Here is a 25232-nt window from a genome sequence, read left to right on the forward strand (position 1 = left end):
TATGCGCAGCGTAGTACTCGATACCGAAACCACCGGCATGCCGGTCACCGACGGCCACCGCATCATTGAGATCGGTTGCGTCGAGCTGATGGGCCGGCGCCTCACTGGCCGGCATTTTCACGTCTATCTGCAGCCGGATCGCGATATCGATGAAGGCGCCATCGCTGTTCACGGCATCACCAATGAGGCCCTGGAAGGCAAGCCGCGTTTTCGCGAGATCGCCGATGAGTTCTTTGAGTTCGTCAAAGACGCCCAACTGATCATCCATAACGCGGCGTTTGATATCGGCTTTCTCAACAACGAGTTCGCCTTGCTCGGTCAGCAGGATCGCGCCGATCTCACCGAGCACTGTTCGGTACTCGACACCCTGATGATGGCGCGTGAGCGTCACCCTGGGCAGCGCAACAACCTGGATGCCCTGTGCAAGCGTTATGGCGTCGACAACTCCGGCCGTGAGCTGCACGGCGCCTTGCTCGATGCCGAGATTCTCGCCGACGTTTACCTGAACATGACCGGCGGCCAGACCAGTCTGTCGCTGGCCGGTAATGCTTCAGACGGTGAGGGCGCCACGGGTGGCAGCCAGGCCAGTGAGATTCGCCGTTTGCCCGCTGAGCGGGCGCCAACTCGGGTGGTACGCGCCAGCGAAAGTGAGTTGGCCGAGCACGCTGTGCGCCTCGGCGTGATTGGCAAGGCCGCCGGTGGTGCGGCGCTGTGGACTCAGTTGGAGCAGTCTGCGCCGCAGGAGTGAGCGTCTGACGATTTATTCGTGCGCGACCTTTTCGTACAGTCTGACGCTTGAGGGGTTTCGCCGCTTCCGGTGAGTCTCTAACCTGAGGCGACAAGCAGCGCCTAGCTGCCCGCCTCAGGACGCCACAATGTATAAAGACCTAAAATTCCCCGTCCTTATCGTGCACCGTGACATCAAGGCCGACACGGTCGCCGGTGATCGCGTGCGGGCCATTGCCCGCGAACTGGAACTGGATGGCTTCACCATTCTGTCCAGTGCCAGCTCCGCCGAGGGGCGCATCGTCGCCTCCACCCACCACGGCCTCTCCTGCATTCTGGTTGCCGCCGAAGGGGCGGGAGAAAACCGCCACCTGATGCAAGACATGGTCGAACTGATCCGGGTGGCGCGGGTTCGCGCTCCCGATCTGCCGATCTTCGCCTTGGGTGAGCAGGTGACCATCGAGAATGCGCCGGTGGAGGCCATGCATGACCTCAACCACCTGCGCGGCATTCTTTATTTGTACGAAGACACCGTGGCCTTTCTCGCCCGGCAGGTGGCGCGCGCCGCGCGCAATTACCTGGATGGCTTGCTGCCACCGTTTTTCAAGGCGCTGGTACAGCACACTGCCGAATCCAACTATTCCTGGCACACGCCTGGTCATGGCGGTGGCGTGGCCTATCGCAAGAGCCCGGTAGGTCAGGCGTTTCACCAGTTTTTCGGCGAGAACACCCTGCGCTCCGACCTGTCGGTGTCGGTGCCGGAGCTGGGTTCACTGCTCGATCACACCGGGCCCTTGGCCGCAGCCGAAGAGCGTGCCGCGCGCAACTTTGGCGCCGACCACACCTTCTTCGTGATCAACGGCACCTCGACCGCGAACAAGATCGTCTGGCACTCAATGGTGGCCCGTGACGACCTGGTGCTGGTGGACCGCAACTGCCACAAGTCGATTCTGCATTCGATCATCATGACCGGCGCGATTCCGCTGTACCTGTGCCCGACACGTAACGAGCTGGGCATCATCGGGCCGATTCCGCTGTCGGAATTCAGCCGCGAGTCGATCCAGGCCAAGATCGACGCCAGCCCCCTGGCCCGTGGCCGTGAGCCCAAGGTCAAGCTGGCCGTGGTGACCAACTCTACCTACGACGGCCTGTGCTACAACGCCGAGCTGATCAAGCAAACCCTGGCGGGCAGCGTCGAGGTCATGCACTTCGATGAGGCCTGGTTCGCCTATGCGGCGTTTCACGAGTTCTATACCGGCCGTTTTGGCATGGGCACCACCCGCGAGGAGGGTGCGCCGCTGGTGTTCAGCACGCACTCGACGCACAAGATGCTGGCGGCATTCAGCCAGGCGTCGATGATCCATGTGCAGGACGGCGGCGAGCGCCAGCTGGATCGCGACCGCTTCAACGATGCGTTCATGATGCACATCTCCACTTCACCCCAGTACGGCATCATCGCTTCGCTGGATGTGGCCTCTGCGATGATGGAAGGCCCGGCCGGGCGTTCGCTGATTCAGGAAACCTTCGACGAAGCCCTGAGCTTCCGCCGGGCCCTGGCTAACCTGCGTCAGAACCTGCCGGCCAGCGATTGGTGGTTTAGCATCTGGCAGCCGCCGGGTGCCGAAGGCGTTGAGCAGGTGGCCAGCAGTGACTGGCAGTTGCAGCCGAATGCCGACTGGCATGGTTTCGGCGATGTGGCCGATGACTATGTGTTGCTCGACCCGATCAAGGTCACCCTGGCGACGCCGGGTTTGACCGCCGATGGCGTGCTCGGCGCGACCGGGATTCCCGCTGCGGTGGTCAGCAAGTTCCTCTGGGAGCGCGGCCTGGTGGTGGAGAAAACCGGCCTGTATTCCTTCCTGGTGCTGTTCTCCATGGGCATTACCAAAGGCAAGTGGAGCACTCTGCTGACCGAGTTGCTGGAGTTCAAACGTTCCTACGATGGCAACGTGGCCCTGAGCCAATCCTTGCCGTCGATTGCTGCTGCGGGCGGTAGTCGCTACGCCGGCATGGGCCTGCGTGATTTGTGCGACCAGCTGCACAGCTGCTACCGCGACAACGCCACGGCCAAGGCGATGATGCGCATGTACACGGTGCTGCCGGAAATCGCCATGAAGCCGGCCGATGCTTACGACAAGCTGGTGCGTCGTGAAATTGAGGCGGTGCCGGTGGCCGAGCTGCAAGGGCGTATTGCCGCGGTAATGCTGGTGCCTTATCCACCGGGCATTCCGTTGATCATGCCGGGCGAACGTTTTACCCCGGCAACGCGCTCAATCATCGATTACCTGGAGTTCGCTCGCACCTTTGATCGCAGCTTCCCTGGCTTCGATTCCGACGTTCACGGGCTACAGCATCAAGACAGCCCGGATGGACGCTGCTATACAGTCGACTGTATCAAGGAGTAATTCAGTCGGAGTGAGCGCATGACCCAGGCAGCAGGGCAGAAAGGAAGTATGGGTTTCTGGACCTGCTCGGCCCTGGTGGTCGGCAATATGGTCGGCTCCGGGGTATTTCTGTTGCCGGCCAGCCTGGCGGCTTTCGGCGGCCTGAGTCTGGTGGGCTGGCTGATTTCCAGTGTCGGTGCGGTGCTGCTGGCCCTGACTTTTGCCCGCCTGGCGCGCCTCAATCCCGCTGCTGGTGGACCCTACGCTTACACCCGTGACGGTTTTGGCAGCTTTGCCGGCTACCTGTGTGCCTGGACCTACTGGAAGGCCGCCTGGATCGGCAATGCGGCCATTGCCGTGACGCTGGTGGGCTACTTGCAGGTGTTTATTCCGGCCCTCAAGGACCCACTGCTGATGGTGGCCACGGCCATCGGCGCGATCTGGCTGTGCACCCTGATCAATCTGCGCGGCATTGGCGCCTTTGGTGTGGTGCAAAATCTGCTGACCCTGCTCAAGTTGATCCCGTTGGTGCTGATCGGCGTCCTCGGCTGGTGGTCGTTTCATCCCGAATACCTGCGCATTCCTGAACCCCAGGATTTGCCCGGCGGCGGCTACGCCCAGGCGATTGCCACCACGGCGGCACTGACCCTCTGGGCCTTTATCGGCCTGGAATCTGCCACGGTGCCGGCCGAGCATGTGCGCGACCCCAAGCGCACCATTCCGCGCGCCACGATTTTTGGCACCTTGGTGGCGGCAGCGGTGTACATCCTGTCGATCACGGCGGTGCAGGGCGTTTTGCCACCTGAGGTGCTGATGCGTTCGTCAGCCCCTTTTGCCGATGCGGCCCAGGTGCTGCTGGGCGATTGGGGCTACTACTTGGTGGCCGGTGGCGCGGTGGTCGCCTGCCTGGGTGCCTTGAACGGCTGGGTGCTGCTGCAAGGGCAGATTCCCATGGCGGCGGCCCGTGACGGTTTGCTGCCGGAGGCACTGGCTACCTGTAACAAGCACAATGTGCCCGCTAATGGCTTGTGGGTCTCGGCGGTGCTGGTGTCGTTGCTGGTGCTGATCGATGGCCGCGGTGAGCTGGTTGATGTGTTTCAGGTGATCATTTTGCTCGGCACCATGGCCGGGGTGGTGCCCTATGCCTTCTGTACGGCTGCCTTGCTGCAGCTGCTGGCGGTCAAGCCGAATGCTTTCAAACCGCGCGAGCGCAAACCCTTGGTGGCGATTGCGTTGCTGGGCTTTATCTACTCAATGTGGGCGTTGTATGGCACAGGCGAGCAGGCGATTTTCTGGGGCTTTCTGGTGCTGATGGCAGGCATCCCCCTCTACACCTGGCGGCAGTGGCGCAACCGTGTGCAGGGGGAGGCGAGAGCCTTGCAGGCAGGGGCGTTGGGTGAGTAAAGCAAGCCGCGGCGACTTCAAGCAGATCAAGCAGTTAAAGCTAGTATTGAAATAACTGCTCGAAGCGTGAACCCGTGCCCTGCATCACAGTGGCCAGCATCGACATTTACCTCACGCTTGTTATAGTTGAGCGGTTTTGTAGATAACAAGATCTATGCGCTTTGGCGCTATTTTCTGCAGAGAGTTCTGCTGAGGAAGCCTGCTGTGTCCGCCACCAACGTCTTCCGGGATTGCTCCCCATGGGCTTCACTGTTTCGCCCTCTTGGCGTATGTGTGAGCCGTGCTCAGCTGTTTGCCCGCGGCCTTAAGGCGCTCGCAATTGACCTCTGCCAACTGCTGCACGACCCCGCGCGGGAGGCGTACTAGGCCAATGGTTACTGGAGCCACATCCCTCAGTTTGGTGCGCGATGAGTTGTTCGCCACCATGGATGAAGCCGAGCTGAGCCTTGAGCATTTTATTGCCGAGCGCGAGAACGGCAGCTTGCTGCAGCAGGCAGTCGAAAACCTTCAGCAAGTGCGCGGAACCCTCAAGCTGATCGAGCTGGCAGGTGCCGAGTTGCTGGCTCAAGAGGTGCTGCAACAGGCCACCGATATCCCCACCGGCGCTGGCAGTGAGCGCGATGGCCAGTTGTCGGCCGTCAGCAATGCCTTGCATGTGCTGCGCCGCTACCTGGAAATTGTCGACGCTCACCGTCAGGAAGTGCCGGAATTGCTGCTGCCGGCCATCAATGACCTGCGCCAGGCGGGCTCCCAGCCGGTTCTCCCGGAAAGCTTCTTCTTCAGCGTGCGCATTGATCAGGCACGTCCTGCCACTGCGGCGTCGAGCCTCAGCGGCGAAGCCTGGAACGCCGAGGTCAAGCGCCTGCGGCAGATGTACCAGGTCGGTTTGCTTGGTTTTATCCGCGAACAGAATATTGCCGCCAGCCTGAAGCTGATGTCGCGCGCCATCAGCCGTCTTGACGGCCTGTTGGGCAACGACCCGCGTGCGCGCCTGTGCTGGGTGGCTGCCGCTGCGCTGGAGGCCCAGGCCGACGGTCAGCTGTTGCCGCGCAAGGCCCGCAAGGCGCTATTTGGGCGCCTGGATCGGGAACTCAAGCAACTGTTGCTGAATGCTAACTATGAAGCACCACGCCACTTGCTCAAGGAGTTGCTGTATCTGGTGGCCCTGGCTGATACGCGCGGTCCGCGTGCGTCCCAGGTGCGCGAGCTGTTCAGTCTTACGCCGCTGCCGTTTACCGATCACTTGCTGGAAGAGTCCTATCAGCGTTTGGCCGGCCCAGGCCAGGCGGTTATGCGCTCGCTGTCCTCGGCGATCCGTGAGGAGCTCAGTAGCCTCAAGGACCAACTGGACCTGATTGAGCGTGGCACCGTCAGTGCGGATGGCTTGGCCAATTTGCATGCCCTGTTGGGCAAGTTGGCAAAAACTCTCAGCATGGTTGGCCTGACCTCGGCCGGCAATGCGCTGCAGGCGCAGTTGCCCGTGGTAACTGGCTGGATTGACCAGGCGCCGGTGCAGCCTGAGCAATTGCTCAAGCTGGCGGACGCCGTGTTGTATGTGGAAAGCATGGTCGCCAGCCTGGACCGCGGCGCGCGTTACGACAGCCGTCCGCCGGTGGCCCAGCCGGGTGACGAGGCCATGTCGTTTGCCAATCACCAGCTTAATGAAGCACGCATTGTGGTTATCGATGAGGCGCTGGGTGGCTTGGCCATGGCCAAGCGGGCGATCACGGCCTACCTCGAATCCAGCGGCGACAAGCTGCACCTGGCCAATGTGCCGTTTACTTTGCAGGCCGTTCGGGGTGGTTTGTGGTTCCTCGATCAGCCACGGGCGGCGCAGTTGGTAGGTGCCTGCGCGGACTACATCGACAAACAAATGCTGGAAAGCCAGCAGATGCCCTCTGAGCAGATGCTGGAAACCCTGGCTGATGCCCTGACCAGTCTTGAATACTACCTGGAAGGCGGCGCCGTGCTGCGTCCGGAAACCCAGCCGAGCGTGCTCGATCTGGCGGCCGAGAGCGTGCGAGCGCTGGGTGTTGTGCTGCCACCTGTGGCGCTCAATCCGGCATGAGCAGTCGCTGGCAGCCGGCCTGGCTGGATGCGCGCCAACCCGGTGGGTGGGCGTTGGTGCACTGCCAGCAGCAGTTTCTTGGTGACACCAACGGCGTGCTGTTTCCCCGTGAGTGGCTGAAGCGCCAAGACCTGCCGATTCTGGCTGAACATGGCCTTGGCCATTTCGGTGCCGATGCGGTCTACCTGCTGGAACTGCACCAGCCCGTCGCCCTCGACGGCTGTGCATGGCAGGGCCTGCGACAGTTCATGCTGCACGGCGACAGCGACACCTTCAAGATGCTCGGCTATGCCAGCCAGATCGGCACCTGGGCGCGGCAGCACCGCTTTTGCGGAAGTTGCGGTGCGCCCATGCAGCACATTGCCGGCGAGCGCGCGATGCATTGCCCGGCCTGCGCGCTGCAACATTATCCGCGCCTGTCGCCGAGCATGATTGTGTTGGTGACCCGTGGTGATGAAGTCCTGCTGGCTCGTTCGACGCGCTTTGCCAGTGGCGTCTACAGCACCCTGGCCGGCTTTGTCGAAGCAGGTGAGTCGGTCGAGGACTGCGTGCGCCGTGAGGTGCACGAAGAAGTGGGCGTGCAGGTGTGCAACCTGCAATATCTGACCAGCCAGGGCTGGCCGTTCCCGCACTCGCTGATGCTCGGTTTCCATGCCGAATACGCCGGTGGCGATATTGTCCTGCAAGAAGAGGAAATCGAAGACGCCCGCTGGTTCAGTCTGGATAACCTGCCGAGCCTGCCACCACCGCGTTCTATCTCTCGTTACCTGATCGACCTCTATCTGGCGCGCCGCCTAGGCCATGCCGAACCAATGCTGCCAGGCTAGTCGCGCGGTCAGGGCCAACACCACCAGAATGAACACCGGGCGGATAAAGCGATTGCCGCCCTTGATCGCGGTGCGTGCGCCGAAAAACGCACCGGCCATCAACGCCAGACCCATGCAGATACCCAGCAGCCAGGCCACCTGGCCATGGACGATAAACACGGTCAGGGCCATGGCGTTGCTGACGAAGTTCATGCTGCGGGCCACGCCGCTGGCGCGCAGCAGGTCGAGCGGGTAGAGCAGCATATTGCTGACGGTCCAGAAGGCACCGGTGCCGGGGCCGGCCACCCCATCGTAAAAGCCCAGCGCCAGGCCTTGCGGCCACTGCCGGCCACGGGGAATGGCCGCCACCACTGCTGGGGCGACACGCGGTGGGCCACTGAACAGCAGGTACAGACCGCAGGCAAAAACCACGACGGGCAGCATCTGGTTCAGCCAGGCGGCGGGCAGCCAATGGGCCAGGCTGGCGCCCAACAATGCGCCAATCGCGGTGCCCAGCAAGCCGTTGCGCCACAGGGCTGGGTTGAACAGTTGGCGGCGATAGAAGGTATAACTGGCGGTGGCTGCGCCAAAGGTGGCGCACAGCTTGTTGGTGCCCAATACCAAGTGGGGCGGCAAGCCGGCAGTGAGCAGGGCCGGGATTGTCAGCAGGCCACCGCCGCCGGCAATGGCATCGATAAAACCGGCAACAAAAGCCACAAAGGCTAATATCGCCAAAAGGCTTGGATCTACGGCCAACTCAAAGGGAAACGGCATAAAAAGTCGACCTGTGTGCGTTTGTGCGCCGCCGTGCTTGGCCGCAGCAAAAGGAGTTGCGCATAATGCCGGCTAATTTACCCACAAGGAATTGGATCTATGCAGTATGACGGCCTGGCTGTAGGGGTTGCCCTGCTGGCGCTCCTGGCATTGCTGATAGCGGCCCGTATCCTGTGGCGCAGTGATTGGCTGCTGGGCTGGTTGCGCGGCACCGCCGGTTTGCTGCTGCTGGCGCTGGCCGGTTTGATTGCCTTGGTAGCCAATGATGTGCGCAGTTACCAACCGTTGCCTGAGGGTAAGCCGCTGGTAACCCTGAGCTTTCAAGCGCTGGGGCCACAGCGTTACCAGGTCAGTCTGCTGCAGGGTGGCGAGGAGCGGCTGATTACCCTGGAGGGTGACCTCTGGCAGCTGGACGCGCGCTTGCTGCACTGGAAAGGGCTGGCGGGGCTTATAGGGCTGCAGCCAGGCTACCGGCTGGAGCAGGTGTCCGGGCGTTTTCTCGCCATTGAGCAGCAGGATGTGGCTCAGTTCACCCGCGTTGCGTTGAGCGCGAGTCCCTATGGCATCGACCTGTGGCGCTGGCTGCGGGCGGGTCAGCATGACCTGTTTCTGCTGGATGCCCAGGCGCGGCGTGTCACCTACCTGCCGATGGCCGATGGCGCGGTGTACTCCGTCAGCCTGACGCCGGCGGGCCTGCTGGCGCAGCCCATGACCCAGGCTGCCGACCAGGCGTTGAAAGACTGGCAGTAGTTGTTCTGCATAAAAAAGGGGAGCCAGTGGCTCCCCTTTTTTATGCAGATGAATGCTTACGACAAGAAGCCGCCGTCGACATTCAGCGAGATACCGGTGGTGTAGCTGGAGGCTTCGCTGGCCAGGTACAGCACCGCGCCAGCCATTTCGCTCGGGTCGGCGACGCGCTTGAGCGGGATACGCTGCAAGGCAATCTTCAGGATGCTGTCGTTCTTGGTCAGGGCTGAGGCGAACTTGGTGTCGGTCAGGCCAGGCAGCAGGGCGTTACAACGGATGTTGAACTGCGCGCATTCCTTGGCAAAAACCTTGGTCATGCTGATCACGGCAGCTTTGGTCACCGAGTAGATGCCCTGGAACTCGCCTGGGGTTACGCCATTGATCGAGGCGACGTTGATGATGCTGCCACCGCCACTTTCCTTCATCAGCTTGCCGCCTTCGATGGACATGAAGTAGTAGCCGCGGATGTTGACGTCAACGGTCTTCTGGAAGGCCGACAGGTCGGTGTCCAGTACGTTGCAGAATTGCGGGTTAGTGGCCGCATTGTTGACCAGGATGTCGAGGCGACCGAACTGTTCGCGAATCTGCGCGAACACGCTCTGGATCTGCTCCATTTCGCCGATGTGGCAGGCAATCGCCGTGGACTTGCCGCCTTCGGCAATGATCGCGTCAGCAACGGCCTGGCAGCCTTCGATCTTGCGGCTGGAGACAATTACGTGGGCGCCTTGCTGGGCCAGCAGTTTGGCGATGGCTTCGCCGATGCCGCGGCTGGCGCCAGAAACGAAGGCGATCTTGCCATCGAGGTCGAACAGGTTGGTCTTGGACATGCAACTCTCTCCTTAAACGTGAGCCTTAAGCGGCGAGCCTCAGAGGCTGGATTTCTTGATGACCTGCAGGCTCATTTGCTCCAGCAGTTTGTTCATCTGCACGAACTGAGCAAAGCGCTTGTCCTGGGTCTGGCCATGGAAGAAGCGGTAGTAAATCTGTTGCACGATGCCGGCCAGGCGGAACAGGCCGTAGGTGTAGTAGAAGTCGATGCTTTTGATTTCGATGCCCGCGCGCTCGGCGTAGTAGTCGGCAAACTGCTGACGGGTAAGCATGCCAGGTGCATTGCTCGGCTGGCGGCGCATCAGCTGTACCGGTGCTGGGTCGCCAGCTTCGATCCAATAGGCCAGGGTGTTGCCCAGGTCCATGAGCGGGTCGCCAAGGGTGGTCAGCTCCCAGTCCAGCACACCGATGATGCGTTGTGGGTCGCGCGGATCGAGGATCACGTTATCGAAGCGGTAGTCGTTGTGCACGATGGCCGACTTGGGGTGGTCCGCTGGCATCTTCTCGTTCAGCCAGGCCTTGACCTCGGTCCACAGCGGCGCATCGGGGGTCAGGGCTTTCTCGTAACGATCGCTCCAGCCGCTGATCTGGCGGGCCACGTAGCCTTCTGGTTTGCCCAAGTCGCCGAGGCCGCAGGCCTGGTAATCGACGTTGTGCAGCTCAACCAGCTTGTCGATAAAGCTTTTGCACAGTTGGGTGGTCTGCTCCGGGCTGAAGTTCAGCTCGGCCGGCAGGTCAGCGCGCAGGATGATGCCGTTGACGCGCTCCATGACATAGAACTCGGAGCCAATCACCGACTCGTCGGTGCAGTGCACATAGGCTTTCGGGCAGTAGGGGAAACCGGCGTTGAGCTGGTTGAGAATGCGGTATTCGCGGCCCATGTCATGGGCAGATTTGGCCTTATGGCCAAACGGCGGCCGGCGCAGAACGAATTCCTGCTGCGGGTATTCCAGCAGGTAGGTGAGGTTCGATGCCCCGCCTGGGAACTGGCTGATCTGTGGCTCACCACTCAGGCCAGGAATATGGGCCTTGAGGTAGCTGTCGATGATCGCGGCGTCGAGCTCTTCGCCGTCGCGGATACGGGTGGATTGATCATTAAGCGCCATGCTTATCCCTTCTACTTATGATGGGGGCTCGAGATTATTGTTTAATCTAATGCTGCTAGGGGCGTCTCACAAGTCGCATGGGCTCTTATTGGCGAGCGTGTTGCCGCCCAATCAGCTGGCCTGATTCTGAATGCCAGGATTGTTCAGGCGAAAAAAAACCGGAGTCCGAAGACCCCGGTTTTTCGTCAGCGACTACAGCGTAGACGCTTAAACTGGGAACAGTTCGCCCAGTTTCATGGCCAGCATCATGTCGCCTTCGGCGCGCAGTTTGCCGCCCATGAAGGCTTGCATGCCGTCGGTTTCACCGGTGGTGATGCCGGCCAGGGTTTCGGTGCTCATGATCAGGGTCACGTTGGCGTTGGCCGACTCACCTTGGCTCATTTCGCAGGTGCCATCTTTAACGGTCAGGAAGAAGTTCTCGCCGTCTTCGATGTTGAAGCCGAATACCAGGTCCAGGCCGGCAGCAGCAGCGGAGTTGAACTTGGCTTGCATGTTTTGGGCGATGTCAGCAACTGAGGTCATGGTTTCTATCCTTTGTTTTCAGGTTTTTCTCGCGCCAGGATAGGCGCAGTGGGCAGGAGGTCATCGGAAAGTGATGAGCTCCGGCGCCTTCAGCAGCTCCAAGTGTGCGTGGCTGTTGAAGGAAGCTAGGGCCACATCGCTGCCGCGAAACTTCAGGCGGCTGAGCGAGGTGTTAACAATTTGCCAATTAAGTTCGAAGGCATTTTCCGCAGTGATACCCGTGATCAGATGCAGCAGTGCGGTAATGGTGCCGCCGGAGGTGAATACGGCAACGTTGTCTTTGCTGTCTGCCAGTTGTAGCAGGCGCTGCAAGCCGCCGGCAACCTGGCTGACAAAACTGGCCCAGCTGGGCACAGCCGTGGCGGCATATTCACCTTTTACCCAGCGCTGAATAAGCAGGGCAAACAGGCGCTGGAACTCGGCGCGGTTCTGGGCGCCGTTGCGCAGAATATGCAGGGCGTCGGGCTCTTGCGGGAGTATTTCCGGCAGTAGATGACGAATCACGTTGTCGGCATCGAATTCGTTGAACGCGGCATCCTGTTCGATGGTTGGCGGCGTCACGCCGGCGTTGGCGTATTGTTGCAGCGCTGCACTGGCGGTGTGCTGCTGGCGGCGCAGGTCGCCACTCACGCAACGGTCAAGACTGACACCAAGGTCGAGTAGATACTGACCGAGCACTTCGGCCTGGCGCACGCCAATCGGCGACAGCACGTCGTAGTCGTCTGCGCCGAAGGAGGCCTGGCCATGTCGAATCAGGTAAATACTGCCCACGCCCGCTGGTATCCCAATCGGTGAAATTCAGCCGAGGGTAGGGTGATAGAAACGGCCTGTCAACGAAAAAACATACGCTTGTTTGAATTGTCGGATCGACTGTCATGGGCACAGCCAAGCGGCTGGCCGGCGCCGGGTGGCGTCGGTATGCTTGGTGAGCAGCGGGGTCATGCCAGGGTGTGCCCGTATCGGTAAAATTGAAGGAGAGATGTGTGGAGTTTTTTGCCCAGTACGCAGGGTTTTTGCTCAGGACTGTCACCGTGGTGGTGGCGATTGTTTTGGTCCTGCTGGTGATTGCAGCGCTGCGCAGCAAAGGTCGCGGTCCGCGCCATGGTCATCTGCAGGTGCACAAGCTCAATGATGTCTACCAAGGCCTGCGCGAGCGTCTGGAGCAGGCGGTGCTGGACAAACACAGCCTGAAAATCCAACGCAAGGCCGAGGCCAAGCACGCCAAGCAGGCGCTGAAAGAGGGCATCAAGAAACCGCGGGTTTTTGTGCTGGATTTCGATGGTGACATCAAGGCCTCGGCCACCGACAACCTGCGCCATGAGATCACCGCGCTGCTGAGCATGGCCACCGCCAGCGATGAAGTGGTGCTGCGCCTGGAAAGCGGTGGCGGCATGGTCCATAGCTATGGCTTGGCTTCGTCGCAACTGGCGCGCATCCGCCAGGCCGGCATTCCCCTGACCGTATGTGTCGACAAAGTGGCGGCCAGCGGCGGCTATATGATGGCCTGCATTGGCGACAAGATCCTCAGCGCGCCCTTTGCCATTCTCGGCTCCATCGGTGTAGTGGCGCAGTTGCCCAATGTGCACCGGCTGCTGAAGAAGCACGAGATAGATTTTGAAGTGCTGACCGCCGGCGAATATAAGCGCACCCTGACCGTGTTTGGCGAAAACACCGACAAGGGCCGGGAGAAATTCCAGGAAGACCTGGAAACCACCCACGAACTGTTCAAGGGCTTTGTCGCCCGCTACCGCCCGCAGTTGAGCATCGACGAGGTGGCCACCGGCGAAGTCTGGCTGGGCATGGCGGCGCTGGACAAACTGTTGGTGGATGATTTGCAGACCAGCGACGAATACCTCGGCAACCGTGCCCGTGAGGCCGAGTTGTTCCATTTGCATTACGCTGAGAAAAAGAGCCTGCAGGAACGCTTTGGTATCGCCACGAGTGTGGCACTCGACCGAGTCTTGCTGACTTGGTGGAGCCGGCTCAACCAACAACGTTTCTGGCAGTAAAGTTTGCCGGTAGAGGAGAGCAGGATGAGCAAATTTCAGGCATTGCTGGTCAGCGAAGACAGCCCTGGGCATTTCCGCCCCGAGGTGGTGGCGCGTGATATCGTCGAGCTGCCCGCTGGCGAGGTGCTGATTCGGGTGCGCTATTCGTCACTCAACTACAAGGACGCCCTGTCGGCCAGTGGTAACCGCGGGGTGACGCGCCAGTATCCGCATACGCCGGGGATCGACGCCGCCGGTGTGGTGGAGCAGTCCACCGTGAGCGAGTTCGCCCCTGGCGATGAGGTGATCGTCACCGGCTATGACCTGGGAATGAACACCGCGGGCGGCTTTGGCCAGTACATCCGTGTGCCTTCGGCCTGGTTGCTCAAGCGTCCGCAAGGTCTGGCGCTGCGCGAGGCGATGATGCTCGGTACCGCCGGGCTGACCGCCGCGCTCTGTGTGGCCAAACTGGAGCAGGCCGGCCTGACGCCCGAGGCCGGCATCGTTCTGGTCACGGGTGCCACCGGCGGCGTTGGCAGCATTGCCGTGGCGCTGCTGGCCAGTCTGGGTTATCGCGTGGCCGCGGCCACTGGCAAGGCCGGGCAGGAAGAGTTTCTGCGCGGCCTGGGCGCCAGTCAGGTGGTCAGTCGTGAGGAGCTGCAGGCCGGTACGGCCAAACCCATGCTTAAAGAGCAGTGGGCGGCGGCGGTGGACACCGTGGGCGGCGATATTCTCTTCAACGTGGTTAAGTCGCTGCAGTACGGCGGCAGTGTGGCCTGTTGCGGGCTGACGGCTGGGGTCAACTTCCAGGCCAGTGTGCTGCCGTTCATTCTGCGCGGGGTCAACCTGCTGGGCGTCGACTCGGTGGAGCTGCCCTTGGTGGTCAAGGCGTCGATGTGGGACAAGCTGTCCCTGCAGTGGAAAATCGCCAATCTGGCGGCTTTGACCCACGAAGTGAACCTGAGCGAACTGCCAGCGGCCATTGAGCAGATTTTGGCTGGCAAGCTGGTGGGCCGGGTGCTGGTCAATCTCGGTTAGAGCGCCGCGGTAGAAAACAAAAAGCCCTGCATGTGCAGGGCTTTTTGTTTGCAGCGCAAAACTCAGGCGCGGCGGCGGAACAGCGGTTGCGGCTGGTCGGCAGACGCCTGGTAGACCTCGGCGAATTCCTCGAAGGCTTGCAGGGCGTCGACCGGGTCTTTGTCCGCGCGCAACGCGAAGGCATCGAAGCCAACGCGCTGGTAGGAGAACAGCTGGTCGCGCAGCACATCACCAATCGCCCGCACTTCGCCGGTGTAGCCATAGCGAGTGCGCAGCAGGTAGGCGGTGGAGCAGTGGCGCCCGTCGGTGAAAGCCGGGAAGTTCAGGGCAATCACCTGGAAGTTATCCAGTTGGTCGGCGATTTCTTCGATCTCTTCGCCGGCTTCCAGCCATACGCCCAGGCCGCCATCGCGGGCCTTGAGGGCGCTGCTGTGTTCGACCCACAGGGCCAAGGGCACGATGTAGTCGTCGCAGTTGCTCAGCGAGTCGAGCGTCGCGTCCTTGGGCAGCAGGTGCCAGGTCTCGTCGATGATCTGACCGTTCTTAATGATTCGCTGCATATACACGCTCCTTGAACGGGTCGACGCCAACGCGGCGGAAGGTGTCGAGGAAGCTTTCTTCATCGGTGCGCTTCTCGACATAGACCTTGATGATCTTGTCGATCACGTCGGCCATGTCCGCTTCGGCGAAGGACGGGCCGAGAATCTGCGCCAGGCTGGCATCACGGCCGGCGCTACCGCCGAGGGAAACCTGGTAGAACTCCTGGCCTTTCTTGTCCACGCCGAGGATGCCGATGTGGCCGACGTGGTGGTGGCCGCAGGCGTTCATGCAACCGGAGATGTTCAGGTCGATATTGCCGATGTCGAACAGGTAATCGAGGTCATCGAAGCGGCGCTGGATGGCTTCGGCGATCGGGATCGACTTGGCGTTGGCCAGCGAGCAGAAGTCGCCACCTGGGCAGCAGATGATATCGGTCAGCAGGCCGACGTTCGGCGTAGCAAAACCGTTCTCACGCAGCTCGCCCCACAGGGTAAACAACTGCGCCTGCTCGACATCGGCGAGGATGATGTTCTGGTTATGGCTGTTGCGCACTTCGCTGAAGCTGTAGCGGTCGGCCAGGTCGGCGATGGCATCCAGCTGCTTGTCGGTGACATCGCCTGGCGCCACGCCGGTAGGCTTGAGCGACAGGGTGACGGCCACATAGCCCGGCTTCTTGTGCGCGAAGGTGTTGCGTTGACGCCAGCGGGCAAAGCCCGGGTGCTCGGCATCCAGCGCAGCCAGCGCCGCGTCCTGGTCGCTCAGGGCTTTGTAAGCTGGGTCGATGAAGTGGGCAGCAACGCGGGCCACTTCGGCCTCGGTCAGGGTGCTCGGACCATCCTTGAGGTGAGCCCATTCTGCATCTACGCGCTGAGCGAACACTTCAGGTGTCAGTGCCTTGACCAGGATCTTGATGCGCGCCTTGTACTTGTTGTCGCGACGGCCATAGCGGTTGTATACCCGCAGGATGGCGTCGAGGTAACTGATCAGGTGCTGCCATGGCAGGAATTCATTGATAAAGCTGCCGACAATCGGCGTACGGCCAAGGCCGCCACCGACAGACACGCGGAAACCCAGCTCGCCGGCGGCGTTCTGTACCGCTTCCAGGCCGATGTCGTGCACTTCGATGGCTGCACGGTCGCTGACGGCACCGTTGACGGCAATCTTGAACTTGCGCGGCAGGTGGGTGAATTCCGGGTGGAAGGTCGACCACTGACGGATGATTTCGCACCACGGACGTGGGTCGACGATTTCGTCTTTGGCCACGCCAGCGAACTGGTCGGTGGTAGTGTTACGAATGCAGTTGCCGCTGGTCTGGATCGCGTGCATCTGCACGGTAGCCAGTTCGCCGAGAATGGCCGGCACATCTTCCAGTTCCGGCCAGTTGAACTGCACGTTCTGGCGGGTACTGATGTGGGCGTAGCCTTTGTCGTAGTCGCGGGCGATCTTGGCCATCATCCGCACCTGGGTGGCAGACAACAGGCCGTAGGGCACAGCGACGCGCAGCATTGGCGCGAAACGCTGGATATAAAGGCCGTTCTGCAGGCGCAGAGGGCGGAATTCTTCGCCCGACAGTTCACCGGCCAGGTAGCGGCGGGTCTGGTCGGCGAACTGCTTGACGCGGTCCTCGACGATCTGTTGGTCGTACTGGTCGTATACGTACATGAAGTGTCCTGTTTTCAGGCTGCTACAGCTGTTCTGCGCGCACGGCCGCGCTCTCCGTTGAGTGGAGCCGGCGCACGATACCAGCTCAGGGATATGCGCAAAAGTGATGTTTTAATATAAGAACTGAACTTTGAGTGCTAAGGAACGGAGGTCGCAGTGCCGGCTGGCTTGAGCTGTAGGCCGCACTGGTCTTAACTGCAAAGGCCTGCTCCGCTCTAATCACAATTAAAGGTGTCGCCATGACCGATCACTCCGAAGCCGACCAGCGTGACAGCGTGGTCGATGCCCGCGCGATTTTTACCTTGATCCTGCTGGCCGTGACCTGCGCCGTCTTCTGGGTTAGTCAGCAGTAAATTACCCCTTGATACAGCACTTTTAACGCCGCGCAGTGACAATCACCGCGCGGCGTTGTTGTTTCTGCGCCTGGCTGGACGAATGGTGGCGCAACGCCGCTACCTAGGCCGCTATAATGCGCGCCCTTTTATTCGTGGGTTACGGGTGTTGAAGCAATTTTGGCAGGTGGTCCTCAGCCTTTATCTGGTCCTGAACGGTGGTCTGGTCAGTGCGGCGAGCGTGGTGTTCCTTAACCCCGGCAAGTCGACCGAAGCCTATTGGCTCAGCTATGCGCACTTTATGCAGGCTGCGGCCACTGACCTTGGCATGCCGCTGCAGGTCATCTACGCCGAGCGCAATCCGCAACTCATGATTGAGCAAGCCCGTGCGTTGTTGCAGGGTAGCCATCGGCCGGACTATCTGGTGTTCGTCAATGAAGAGTATGCCGGCCCGGAAATTCTGCGTCTGTCCAAGGATTCCGGGGTCAAGCTGTTTGCTGTCAGCAGCACTCTGACGGCCGATCAACAGAGCCTGATCGGCCAGAGCCGCGAACGCTATCCCAACTGGATTGGCAGCCTGGTGCCTAACGATGAGGAGGCCGGTTACCTGATGGCCTCGCGCTTGATCGAGCGCGGCCGGGCGCTGCAACCTGCCGGTGAGATGCAGTTATTGGCATTTTCCGGCGCCAAGCAGACGCCTGCGGCGCAGTTTCGTGAGCGTGGGCTGCAGCGGGCATTGGCCGAGCATCCTGAGGTGCGCCTGCGCCAGTTGGTGTACAGCGAGTGGAATCGCCAGCGTGCCTATGAGCAGGCTCAGCAACTGTTGCCGCGCCATCCAGGGGCCAGGCTGATTTGGGCTGCAAACGATGAAATGGCCTTTGGCGCCATGCGCGCGGCTGACGAGCTGGGCCGCGTGTCAGGTAAGGATCTGCTGTTCTCGACGCTGAACAACTCCGCAGAGGTTCTCCAGGCGCGGCTGGACGAGCGTGTCAGCGTGCTGGTTAGCGGGCACTTTACCGCCGGCGGCTGGGCCATGGTGCTGCTGCATGACTACGATGCCGGGTTGGATTTTGCCTCCCGCGGCGGCAAGGACCGTCAGGACGCGTTGTTTATGCAGCTGGACAAGCCACAGTCGCAACGCTTGTTGCAGCGTATTCAAAGCCAACGCTATGACTTGGATTTTCGGCGTTTCAGTGTCGTGGGCAATCCTCGGCAGCGCGATTACAACTTCTCCCTGCAACCCTTGCTGGACTGAGGTAAACCTCAGCCCACTGGCTGTGGCGCGTATCAGCGCCCCATATAGGCGCGCCAGCCGCCGAAATGGCTGATGTTCTCTGCCCCTTGCAGGCCATAGGCCTCGCAGATAAAGCCGGTTTCCCAACGGCCGTCCGCCAGTTGCACCTTGCCCAGGCCCAAGGGTGCCGGAATACCGGTGAGGAAGGAGCCCAGCTCGGCGCTCGGCAATTCCCAGACTTCCACGGCAATGCTCACACCCCCTTTAGCCACTCGCACCATCCCCGGACGGAATGGCGGGCCGCCGGCCAGGGCATACAGCTGGTAATCCGGTGAGCTCTGCGTAACTTCAATCAGCCGACCACCGCGTTGCTTGAGCTGCCAGTTGAGCGGCAGGCCGTCCAGGTGCGCGCCGCAGACCACCACGCGGGCCCTATCGTTGCGCGCGACAGCTGCCGGGGTTTTCGAATCCAGGCGGCGTTCGCCGGCCAGCGGCAGGCCATGCTGATGTTGCAGGCTGTCCGCCAGGCTGAGCAGGTATTGATCAGTAAACGTCCGGCCGAACAGGGTCACGCCCCAGGGCAAGCCATTGGCCATAAAGCCGGCGGGCACGGCGACGGCGGCGTAATCCAGCATGTTCATAAAGTTGGTGTAGTAACCCAGGTCCGAGTTGCGCTGAACGGGTTCGGCGTGCACCTCGGCCAGGGTCACCGGGCGCGGGTAGGCCGGCGTCAGTACGCAATCCAGGTTGGCCATGATCTGATCGCAGCGTGCCTTGAGCGCCTGCAAACGGTACTGCGCGCGGAAGGTGTCGACACCGCTGACGGCGGGCGCCTTCTCCAACACCGCCTTGATCACCGGCAGCACGGCCTCCGGTTGTTGCTCAATCAATGCCCCGGCGACGCTGTAGCGTTCGGCCACCCAGGGGCCGGCATACAGCAGGCGCGCGGCTTCGAGGAAGGGCGCGAAGTCGATTTCCACCGCTTCGCCGCCCAGGGCTTTCAGCTGTTCGATAGTGCTGGCGAATAGCGCCGGGCTCTCGTTACAGCCGAGAAACTCCAGCTGCGCCGGCACGCCAAAGCGAAAGCCTGGGCGTGGTTTGCCGAAGGCACTGGCATCGTTCCACAGCGGGTTGGCGCGGCTGTATTCATCACGTGCATCCAGCTTGGCGGTTAGCGCCAGCAGTTGGCTGGCCTCGGCTGCGGTAGCGGTGAAGTAGGTCACGCAGTCCAGGCTGCGGCAGGCCGGCACCACGCCAGCGGTGGATATCAGCCCTTTGCTGGCCTTGAGACCGACCAGGTTGTTCAGCGCCGCCGGCACCCGGCCACTGCCGGCGGTGTCGGTGCCGAGGGCGAAGCTGGCCACGCCGAGCGCCACGGCCAGGGCCGAACCGGCGCTGGAGCCGCCGGACGGGTAATCCGGGTGCACGCTGTTGCGGCATTCGCCGTAAGGCGAGCGGGTGCCGTTAAGGCCGGTGGCGAACTGGTCGAGGTTGGTTTTGCCCATCGGCACGGCGCCGAGGGCGATCAGCTGCGAGACGATGGTCGCGCTCTGTTCAGGCACATAGGCGAAGGCCGGGCAGGCGGCGGTGGTCGGGATGCCGGCCAGATCGATATTGTCCTTGATCGCAAAGGGCACGCCGAACAGCGGTAGCTCGGCGGGTGTCTTGCCATCCAGGGCGGCCAGGTAGGGCTCCAGCTCGGCGAGACTGAGCAGATGGATAAACAGGTTGAACTCAGGGTTCAGCGCGGCGGCCTGGTTGTGCAGGGCGAGGATTAGCTGGCGCGGGGTCAGGCTGCCATCTGCGTAGGCGGTTTTCAGGGCGCCGAGGCGCAAATCATGGGCAAAGGCAGGCATCAAACTTCCTCCAGAACAACAACACGTTGACCAGCGCGCACCGGCGATCCGGGTTGCACGCGCACTTCACGGACCACACCGTCCCGTGGGGCGAGCAGGGGGATTTCCATCTTCATCGACTCGAGAATCACCAATACATCGCCGGCCTTGACCGTGTCGCCTTCGCTCACCGATACCTGCCAGAGGTTGCCAGCGATATGGCTTTCGATGCTGTGCTGGCCGGCGCCAAGCGGCGCGTCATCACCCAGTTCGGGCGCCACTTCTTCACTGTCGAAGTGGGCCTGGCCGGATTCGATCCAGCGCTGGCGTTCGGCATCAAAGGCGCCGCGTTGCTGAGTGCGGAAGGCGTCGATGCCCTCGGCTTCTTTGGTCAGGAAATCCTGGTAATCGGCCAGCTTCAGTTCGCTGTCCTCGATGCGCAGTTCGTAGCGGCCGAGCGGGAAGTCGCGACGGATCTGCAGCAGCTCTTCGGCCCCCACCGGATAGAAGCGGATTTGGTCGAAGAAGCGCAGCAGCCAAGGCTTGCCGTTGAATGCGGCGACTTCGCGGTAGCGGTTCCACATCTGCAGGGTGCGGCCAACGAACTGGTAACCGCCGGGGCCTTCCATGCCGTACACGCACATGTAGGCGCCGCCGATGCCCACCGAGTTCTCGGCGGTCCAGGTGCGCGCCGGGTTGTACTTGGTGGTAACCAGGCGATGGCGCGGATCAAGCGGCGTGGCAACCGGTGCGCCGAGGTAGACGTCGCCCAGGCCCATCACCAGGTAGCTGGCGTCGAACACCGTGCGATAGACCTCGTCCAGATTGGGCAGGTCATTGATGCGGCGGATAAATTCCAGGTTGCTCGGGCACCAGGGCGCGTCCTTGCGCACCGTGGTCATGTACTTGTCGATGGCCAATTGGCAGGCCGGGTCATCCCAGGACAACGGCAGATGGACGATGCGCGACGGCACCTTGAGGTCCTGTGCTGCGCACACCGCATCCCACTCGCCGGCGACGATGCTGAGTAAATCGTTGAGGGCCAGGGTTTCCGGCTGATAGTGCACTTGCAGGGAGCGGATGCCCGGCGTCAGGTCGATCACGCCCTTGAGCTGCTTGGCTTCCAGCGCCTGCATCAGCGCATGACCGCGGAAACGCAGCACCAGGTCCAGCTCTGCTGCGCCGATTTCTAGCAGCAGGTGAGTGTCGCCGGAAAGGCGGGCGACCAGGCGTTTATCGGCGGCGCCGATGTCGAGGATGATGGGCGAGGTGAGCACAGAACCCTCGACCCGCTCGGGCAAGCCCCCTCGCCCATTTATGGGAGAGGGTTGGGGAGAGGGAGCGTGGGAGTCGGCTGACGCAACCCTCTCCCCCGGCCCCTCTCCCGTGAACGGGAGAGGGGAGACAAGCGTGCATTCCTGCTGGCGCGCTTTAGCCATCTCACGCGCCGTGGCGATATCCACCGGCACAAAGCGCACCTTGTCCCCAGCCTTGAGCTGCCCCAGCTGCCACAAGTCCGCCTCGATGATGGTCACCGGGCAAACGAAACCGCCCAGGCTCGGGCCGTCCGGGCCGAGGATCACCGGCATGTCGCCGGTGAAGTCCACCGCGCCAATCGCATAGGGGTTGTCGTGGATATTCGACGGGTGCAGGCCGGCTTCGCCGCCGCTGTCGCGCACCCACTCCGGTTTCGGGCCGATCAGGCGTACGCCGGTGCGGCTGGAGTTGAAGTGCACTTCCCAGTTGGTGGCGAGGAAGGTCTCGATATAGGCCGGGGTGAAGTATTCCGGCGCGCCATGTGGGCCGTAGATCACGCGGATTTCACGCACGGCGGGCAGGGCGGTGCACAGTGCGGCGGGCAATTGCGCGCCGTTGTCCGCATTGCTCAATGCCGGGATATGCAGCACATCGCCGGCGCGCAGGGCGCGGCCGCCGTGGCCGCCAAACTGGCCGAGGGTGAAGGTGCTTTTCGAGCCCAGGTATTCCGGCACTTGCAGGCCGCCGCGCAGAGTCAGATACGCGCGTGCGCCGCTACCGGCGATGGTGCCGAGGCTCAGCGTGCTGCCGGCCTTGATCAGCAGCGCGGTGTTCATCGGTTGTTCGTTGCCATCCACGCTCAGCGGAATCGTCGCGCCAGTCACGGCCACCACCGCATCGGTGTTAAAGCGCAGCAGCGGGCCGCTCATGGTGATTTCCAGGCCGGCGGCACCTTCCGCGTTACCCAGCAGACGGTTGCCCAGACGCAGCGCGCAGTCGTCCATCGGTCCCGACGGAGGTACGCCGACCGCCCAGTAGCCGAGGCGGCCGGGGAAGTCCTGCACGGTGGTCTGGGTGCCGGCAGACAGCACCTCAAAGGTGTTGGCTGTGTAAGTCAGGCCTTCCAGACAGCGGGTCCACGGTTCGCCACTGGCGAACGGCGCGTCGAGCAGAATCTGCCGCAGGTAATCGCGGTTGCTTTCCACACCGTACAGCACCGAGTCGGCCAGGGCTTGGCTGAGTGCGGCGCTGGCTTGGTCGCGGGTTGCTGCCCAGGTGATGACCTTGGCGATCATCGGGTCGAAGTAGGGCGGGATCTCGCAGCCGGCTTCGACCCAGGTGTCGATGCGCAGGGCTTTGCCATCGGCCTTGGGGAAGTCCACAGCGGTGAGCAGGCCGGGGCTCGGCTGGAAGTCGCGGCCCGGGTCTTCGGCATACAGGCGCGCCTGGATGGCATGGCCGCTGGGCTTCAGGCCTTTGGCCAGATCGCTCAGCGGCGCCAGGTCACCGGCCGCCAGTTCGATCATCCAGCGCACCAGGTCTACGCCCCACACCTGTTCGGTGACACCGTGCTCGACCTGCAGGCGGGTGTTCACTTCGAGGAAATAGAAGCGCTCGGCGGCGCTGTCGTAGACGAATTCCACGGTACCGGCGCTGCGGTAGCTGACCGCCTTGGCCAACTTGATTGCCGCTGCGCACAGCTCATCCGCCATACCGGCCGGCAGGTTGGGTGCGGGGGTTTCTTCCAGCACTTTCTGGTTACGCCGTTGCACCGAGCAGTCGCGCACGCCCAGGGCCAGTACGTCGCCCTGGCCGTCGCCAAACACCTGCACTTCCAGGTGGCGGGCGCGCTGGATGTACTTCTCGATAAACACGCCGCTGTCGCTAAAGTTGTTCTGCCCGAGGCGCTTGACCGCGTCGAAGGCATCGCTCAGCTCTGCGGCGCTGTTGCATACGCGCATGCCGATGCCGCCACCGCCGGCGGTGCTTTTCAGCATCACCGGGTAGCCGACCTGCTCGCCAGCGATCAGCGCGGCGTCTAGGTTTTCCAGCAGCTCGGTGCCTTCCAGCATCGGCACGCCGTGCTGCTTGGCAAGGGCGCGGGCGGTGTGCTTGAGGCCGAACACGCGAAGCTGTTCTGGCGTTGGGCCGACAAAAGCAATGTTGGCGGCTTCACAGGCTTCGGCAAAGGCGGCGTTTTCGGAGAGGAAGCCGTAGCCAGGGTGGATGGCTTTCGCGCCGGTTTGTTTGGCGACGGCGAGGATTTTCTCGACCTCCAGATAGGTGCCGGCGGCAGGGCCTTCGCCGAGGCTAAAGGCTTCATCGGCCTGCTGGATATGCAGGCTGGCGGCGTCGGCTTCGGAGTACACAGCCACGCCTTTGACATTGAGTGCACGCAGGGTACGCAGGATGCGGCAGGCGATGGCGCCGCGGTTGGCGATCAGGAGTTTGTCGAACATGTGCTTGCCCTCGAAAGGGTTGGCGGGCCGTCCCGCGGTATTCGGTCTGCACCACGGTCGTCCGTGGTTGAAAGGCTTCGTTATGCGCTTGCGTAGGAGGGGTTACGTTTTTGGCTAACCCATCCTACGGTTGAGCTGACTCATCAATCCCACACCAGCACCTCGGCCGGGGTTGGGTTGTAGCCGTTGCACGGGTTGTTCAGTTGCGGGCAGTTGGAGATCAGCACGATCACGTCCATATGGGCTTTCAGCTCGACGTACTTGCCCGGTGCGGAGATGCCGTCTTCGAAGGTCAGGCCGCCTTCGGGGGTGACGGGCACGTTCATAAAGAAGTTGATGTTGGCGCCGATGTCGCGTTTGGCCAGGCGGCCGTCATGCAGGCTGGCGCGCAGAAAGTTGTCGCGGCAGCTGTGCATATAGCGCTTGTCCAGGGCGTAGCGCACGGTGTTGCTCTCCTGGGCGCAGGCGCCGCCGAGGGTGTCGTGGCGCCCGCAGGTGTCGGCGCTGATGGTCAGCAGCGGATTGCCGAGGTTCGAGTACAGCACCGTGCCGGTGCTTAGGTACACGCTGTTCTGCTTGCGCAGGGTGCGCTGTGGGTCGTAGCGCTCACGTGGGTTGCGGGCCGAGAAGAACAGTGTGTCGACGGCTTGGTTACCTTGCAGGTCGAGCAGGCGCACGGTCTGTCCGGCCTTGACTTCACAGAGAAACGGCTCGCCGGCCGGGATTTCGTGGCGGTACACGGCGGCTTCAGGCTGCAGGGTGCTGGCGATTAAATTCATGTGGGCAACCCTCAGATGTACAGACGTTCGGTGTTGTGGAAGCCGCGGCCGTTTTCCGGGCGCGAGGTGCGGCACAGCACGCTGATGCCGTCGCTGGCGACTTGGTGCCAGCTCAGTTGCACGGGCTTGGGCGCGTACGCAGGGTTGGGGTCCATGGGGTGTTGCAGGGCGGTGAGCACCACCAGGGTGTCCATCGGTGCGTACAGCTCCACATAGTCGCCGGCCTTGGAGTTGCCGGGCTGGAAGTGGAAGGCACCGTCGGCATCAACCGTGACCTGGCTGAACAGATTGAGGTTCATCAGCAGGTCTTGCAGGTTGAGGTCCCACTTGCCCATTTCCACCAGCAGGTTGTCCATGCCGTTGCGGAAGAAGCCGTTGCGCAGTTCCTGGTAGCGGCCGGCGCCGTATTTTTCCGCGACTTCGGCGGCGTTCAATACGCCACCGAAGCTGTCGTGCCAGCCGCAGGTGTCTGCGGTGATGGCAGCGAGCACGCGGCCCATGTCCGAGTACAGGCAGTGGCCGGCGGTGAGTTTGGCGGTGTGCTGGCACTTGAGGGTGTCGGGCAGGTTGAGGCGCTCGCTTTTCTCCGCAGCAGAGAGCAGCAGCAAGCTGACATTGGCGCCGCCTTCGAGGTCGGTGATGCGCAGCAACTGGCCGCGTTTAAGGACGAAGGAGGTGTGGCCGCCACCGGGGACGAATTCTTCGTAGAGGGTCGGACGCAGGGTCAATGCGGTGATCATGGT

The 25232-nt window shown here is 62.1% G+C and carries 20 protein-coding genes; 9 read left to right on the top strand and 11 right to left on the bottom strand.

What is annotated here, in order from left to right; genetic code table 11:
* The first annotated feature begins 1 nt into the window (after nt 1).
* The 5 genes from dnaQ to nudC all read left to right on the top strand — a co-directional run bounded on the left by dnaQ (nt 2) and on the right by nudC (nt 7409).
* Nucleotides 2-748, top strand: a complete 747-nt coding sequence (gene dnaQ / locus AC56DI_RS03915) for a DNA polymerase III subunit epsilon (RefSeq protein WP_496345019.1) — start codon at nt 2-4, stop codon at nt 746-748.
* A 127-nt stretch (nt 749-875) separates the two neighbouring features.
* Nucleotides 876-3131: an Orn/Lys/Arg family decarboxylase gene (locus AC56DI_RS03920; protein ID WP_496345020.1), complete on the top strand. Its 2256-nt coding sequence runs from the start codon at nt 876-878 to the stop codon at nt 3129-3131.
* An 18-nt stretch (nt 3132-3149) separates the two neighbouring features.
* The gene (locus AC56DI_RS03925) at nt 3150-4514 is read left to right on the top strand and encodes an amino acid permease (RefSeq protein ID WP_496345021.1); all 1365 of its coding nucleotides are present in this window, start codon (nt 3150-3152) and stop codon (nt 4512-4514) included.
* Nucleotides 4515-4884: 370 nt separating this feature from the next.
* Nucleotides 4885-6582 (top strand): FimL-related protein, encoded by a 1698-nt coding sequence (locus AC56DI_RS03930; protein ID WP_496345022.1) that lies wholly within the window; start codon nt 4885-4887, stop codon nt 6580-6582.
* Nucleotides 6579-7409 (top strand): NAD(+) diphosphatase, encoded by an 831-nt coding sequence (gene nudC, locus AC56DI_RS03935; RefSeq protein WP_496345023.1) that lies wholly within the window; start codon nt 6579-6581, stop codon nt 7407-7409. The genes AC56DI_RS03930 and nudC overlap by 4 nt, the downstream gene beginning before the upstream one ends.
* Here the strand turns inward: nudC and AC56DI_RS03940 are convergent.
* On the bottom strand, nt 7377-8162 hold the full coding sequence (locus tag AC56DI_RS03940) for a TSUP family transporter (RefSeq protein ID WP_496345024.1): 786 nt from the start codon (nt 8160-8162) through the stop codon (nt 7377-7379). The genes nudC and AC56DI_RS03940 overlap by 33 nt on opposite strands.
* A 99-nt stretch (nt 8163-8261) precedes the next feature.
* On the opposite strand from AC56DI_RS03940, the gene AC56DI_RS03945 reads away from it, so the two are divergent.
* On the top strand, nt 8262-8912 hold the full coding sequence (locus AC56DI_RS03945) for a hypothetical protein (protein ID WP_496345025.1): 651 nt from the start codon (nt 8262-8264) through the stop codon (nt 8910-8912).
* 56 nt (nt 8913-8968) lie between these two features.
* Here the strand turns inward: AC56DI_RS03945 and AC56DI_RS03950 are convergent, their stop codons facing one another.
* The 4 genes from AC56DI_RS03950 to AC56DI_RS03965 form a co-directional block, all read right to left on the bottom strand.
* Nucleotides 8969-9736, bottom strand: coding sequence for an SDR family oxidoreductase (locus AC56DI_RS03950; RefSeq protein ID WP_496345026.1), 768 nt, complete (start codon nt 9734-9736; stop codon nt 8969-8971).
* 39 nt (nt 9737-9775) lie between these two features.
* The gene (locus AC56DI_RS03955; RefSeq protein ID WP_324520093.1) at nt 9776-10843 is read right to left on the bottom strand and encodes a phosphotransferase family protein; all 1068 of its coding nucleotides are present in this window, start codon (nt 10841-10843) and stop codon (nt 9776-9778) included.
* A gap of 207 nt (nt 10844-11050) precedes the next feature.
* Nucleotides 11051-11365 carry an SCP2 sterol-binding domain-containing protein gene (locus AC56DI_RS03960; protein ID WP_496345027.1) on the bottom strand — a complete coding sequence of 105 codons (315 nt, stop codon included), beginning with the start codon at nt 11363-11365 and terminating at the stop codon, nt 11051-11053.
* A 60-nt stretch (nt 11366-11425) separates the two neighbouring features.
* The gene (locus AC56DI_RS03965; RefSeq protein ID WP_496345028.1) at nt 11426-12136 is read right to left on the bottom strand and encodes a histidine phosphatase family protein; all 711 of its coding nucleotides are present in this window, start codon (nt 12134-12136) and stop codon (nt 11426-11428) included.
* 212 nt (nt 12137-12348) lie between these two features.
* On the opposite strand from AC56DI_RS03965, the gene sohB reads away from it, so the two are divergent.
* Nucleotides 12349-13374 (top strand): protease SohB, encoded by a 1026-nt coding sequence (gene sohB / locus AC56DI_RS03970; RefSeq protein WP_496345029.1) that lies wholly within the window; start codon nt 12349-12351, stop codon nt 13372-13374.
* A gap of 24 nt (nt 13375-13398) precedes the next feature.
* The gene (locus AC56DI_RS03975) at nt 13399-14391 is read left to right on the top strand and encodes a YhdH/YhfP family quinone oxidoreductase (protein WP_496345030.1); all 993 of its coding nucleotides are present in this window, start codon (nt 13399-13401) and stop codon (nt 14389-14391) included.
* Nucleotides 14392-14453: 62 nt separating this feature from the next.
* On the opposite strand, the gene AC56DI_RS03980 is transcribed toward AC56DI_RS03975, so the two are convergent.
* Together AC56DI_RS03980 and AC56DI_RS03985 are read right to left on the bottom strand one after the other, a co-directional pair.
* The gene (locus AC56DI_RS03980; protein WP_324520100.1) at nt 14454-14951 is read right to left on the bottom strand and encodes a DUF934 domain-containing protein; all 498 of its coding nucleotides are present in this window, start codon (nt 14949-14951) and stop codon (nt 14454-14456) included.
* Nucleotides 14935-16593: a nitrite/sulfite reductase gene (locus AC56DI_RS03985; RefSeq protein WP_496345031.1), complete on the bottom strand. Its 1659-nt coding sequence runs from the start codon at nt 16591-16593 to the stop codon at nt 14935-14937. The genes AC56DI_RS03980 and AC56DI_RS03985 overlap by 17 nt, the downstream gene beginning before the upstream one ends.
* 498 nt (nt 16594-17091) lie before the next feature.
* On the opposite strand from AC56DI_RS03985, the gene AC56DI_RS03990 reads away from it, so the two are divergent.
* Complete coding sequence (locus tag AC56DI_RS03990) at nt 17092-18180, top strand: ABC transporter substrate-binding protein (protein ID WP_496345032.1); 1089 nt, start codon at nt 17092-17094, stop codon at nt 18178-18180.
* A gap of 32 nt (nt 18181-18212) precedes the next feature.
* Here the strand turns inward: AC56DI_RS03990 and atzF are convergent, their stop codons facing one another.
* The 4 genes from atzF to AC56DI_RS04010 all read right to left on the bottom strand — a co-directional run bounded on the left by atzF (nt 18213) and on the right by AC56DI_RS04010 (nt 25229).
* Nucleotides 18213-20015, bottom strand: coding sequence for an allophanate hydrolase (gene atzF / locus AC56DI_RS03995; RefSeq protein ID WP_496345033.1), 1803 nt, complete (start codon nt 20013-20015; stop codon nt 18213-18215).
* Nucleotides 20015-23710: an urea carboxylase gene (gene uca, locus AC56DI_RS04000; protein WP_496345034.1), complete on the bottom strand. Its 3696-nt coding sequence runs from the start codon at nt 23708-23710 to the stop codon at nt 20015-20017. Before uca ends, atzF begins: the two co-directional genes overlap by 1 nt.
* A 143-nt stretch (nt 23711-23853) precedes the next feature.
* The gene (locus tag AC56DI_RS04005) at nt 23854-24489 is read right to left on the bottom strand and encodes an urea amidolyase associated protein UAAP2 (RefSeq protein WP_324520107.1); all 636 of its coding nucleotides are present in this window, start codon (nt 24487-24489) and stop codon (nt 23854-23856) included.
* 11 nt (nt 24490-24500) lie between these two features.
* Nucleotides 24501-25229: an urea amidolyase associated protein UAAP1 gene (locus AC56DI_RS04010; RefSeq protein ID WP_496345035.1), complete on the bottom strand. Its 729-nt coding sequence runs from the start codon at nt 25227-25229 to the stop codon at nt 24501-24503.
* Nucleotides 25230-25232: the final 3 nt, after the last annotated feature.

This window comes from Pseudomonas sp. BGA-UO-ETr-WB11, assembly GCF_059567785.1.

Excerpts from the sequence above, each read along its gene's own strand:
- dnaQ (WP_496345019.1), top strand. The coding sequence starts at position 2 with ATGCGCAGCGTAGTACTCGATACCGAAACCACCGGCATGCCGGTCACC.
- AC56DI_RS03920 (WP_496345020.1), top strand. The coding sequence starts at position 876 with ATGTATAAAGACCTAAAATTCCCCGTCCTTATCGTGCACCGTGACATC.
- AC56DI_RS03925 (WP_496345021.1), top strand. The coding sequence starts at position 3,150 with ATGACCCAGGCAGCAGGGCAGAAAGGAAGTATGGGTTTCTGGACCTGC.
- AC56DI_RS03930 (WP_496345022.1), top strand. The coding sequence starts at position 4,885 with ATGGTTACTGGAGCCACATCCCTCAGTTTGGTGCGCGATGAGTTGTTC.
- nudC (WP_496345023.1), top strand. The coding sequence starts at position 6,579 with ATGAGCAGTCGCTGGCAGCCGGCCTGGCTGGATGCGCGCCAACCCGGT.
- AC56DI_RS03940 (WP_496345024.1), bottom strand. The coding sequence starts at position 8,162 with ATGCCGTTTCCCTTTGAGTTGGCCGTAGATCCAAGCCTTTTGGCGATA.
- AC56DI_RS03945 (WP_496345025.1), top strand. The coding sequence starts at position 8,262 with ATGCAGTATGACGGCCTGGCTGTAGGGGTTGCCCTGCTGGCGCTCCTG.
- AC56DI_RS03950 (WP_496345026.1), bottom strand. The coding sequence starts at position 9,736 with ATGTCCAAGACCAACCTGTTCGACCTCGATGGCAAGATCGCCTTCGTT.
- AC56DI_RS03955 (WP_324520093.1), bottom strand. The coding sequence starts at position 10,843 with ATGGCGCTTAATGATCAATCCACCCGTATCCGCGACGGCGAAGAGCTC.
- AC56DI_RS03960 (WP_496345027.1), bottom strand. The coding sequence starts at position 11,365 with ATGACCTCAGTTGCTGACATCGCCCAAAACATGCAAGCCAAGTTCAAC.
- AC56DI_RS03975 (WP_496345030.1), top strand. The coding sequence starts at position 13,399 with ATGAGCAAATTTCAGGCATTGCTGGTCAGCGAAGACAGCCCTGGGCAT.
- AC56DI_RS03980 (WP_324520100.1), bottom strand. The coding sequence starts at position 14,951 with ATGCAGCGAATCATTAAGAACGGTCAGATCATCGACGAGACCTGGCAC.
- AC56DI_RS03985 (WP_496345031.1), bottom strand. The coding sequence starts at position 16,593 with ATGTACGTATACGACCAGTACGACCAACAGATCGTCGAGGACCGCGTC.
- atzF (WP_496345033.1), bottom strand. The coding sequence starts at position 20,015 with ATGCCTGCCTTTGCCCATGATTTGCGCCTCGGCGCCCTGAAAACCGCC.
- uca (WP_496345034.1), bottom strand. The coding sequence starts at position 23,710 with ATGTTCGACAAACTCCTGATCGCCAACCGCGGCGCCATCGCCTGCCGC.
- AC56DI_RS04005 (WP_324520107.1), bottom strand. The coding sequence starts at position 24,489 with ATGAATTTAATCGCCAGCACCCTGCAGCCTGAAGCCGCCGTGTACCGC.
- AC56DI_RS04010 (WP_496345035.1), bottom strand. The coding sequence starts at position 25,229 with ATGATCACCGCATTGACCCTGCGTCCGACCCTCTACGAAGAATTCGTC.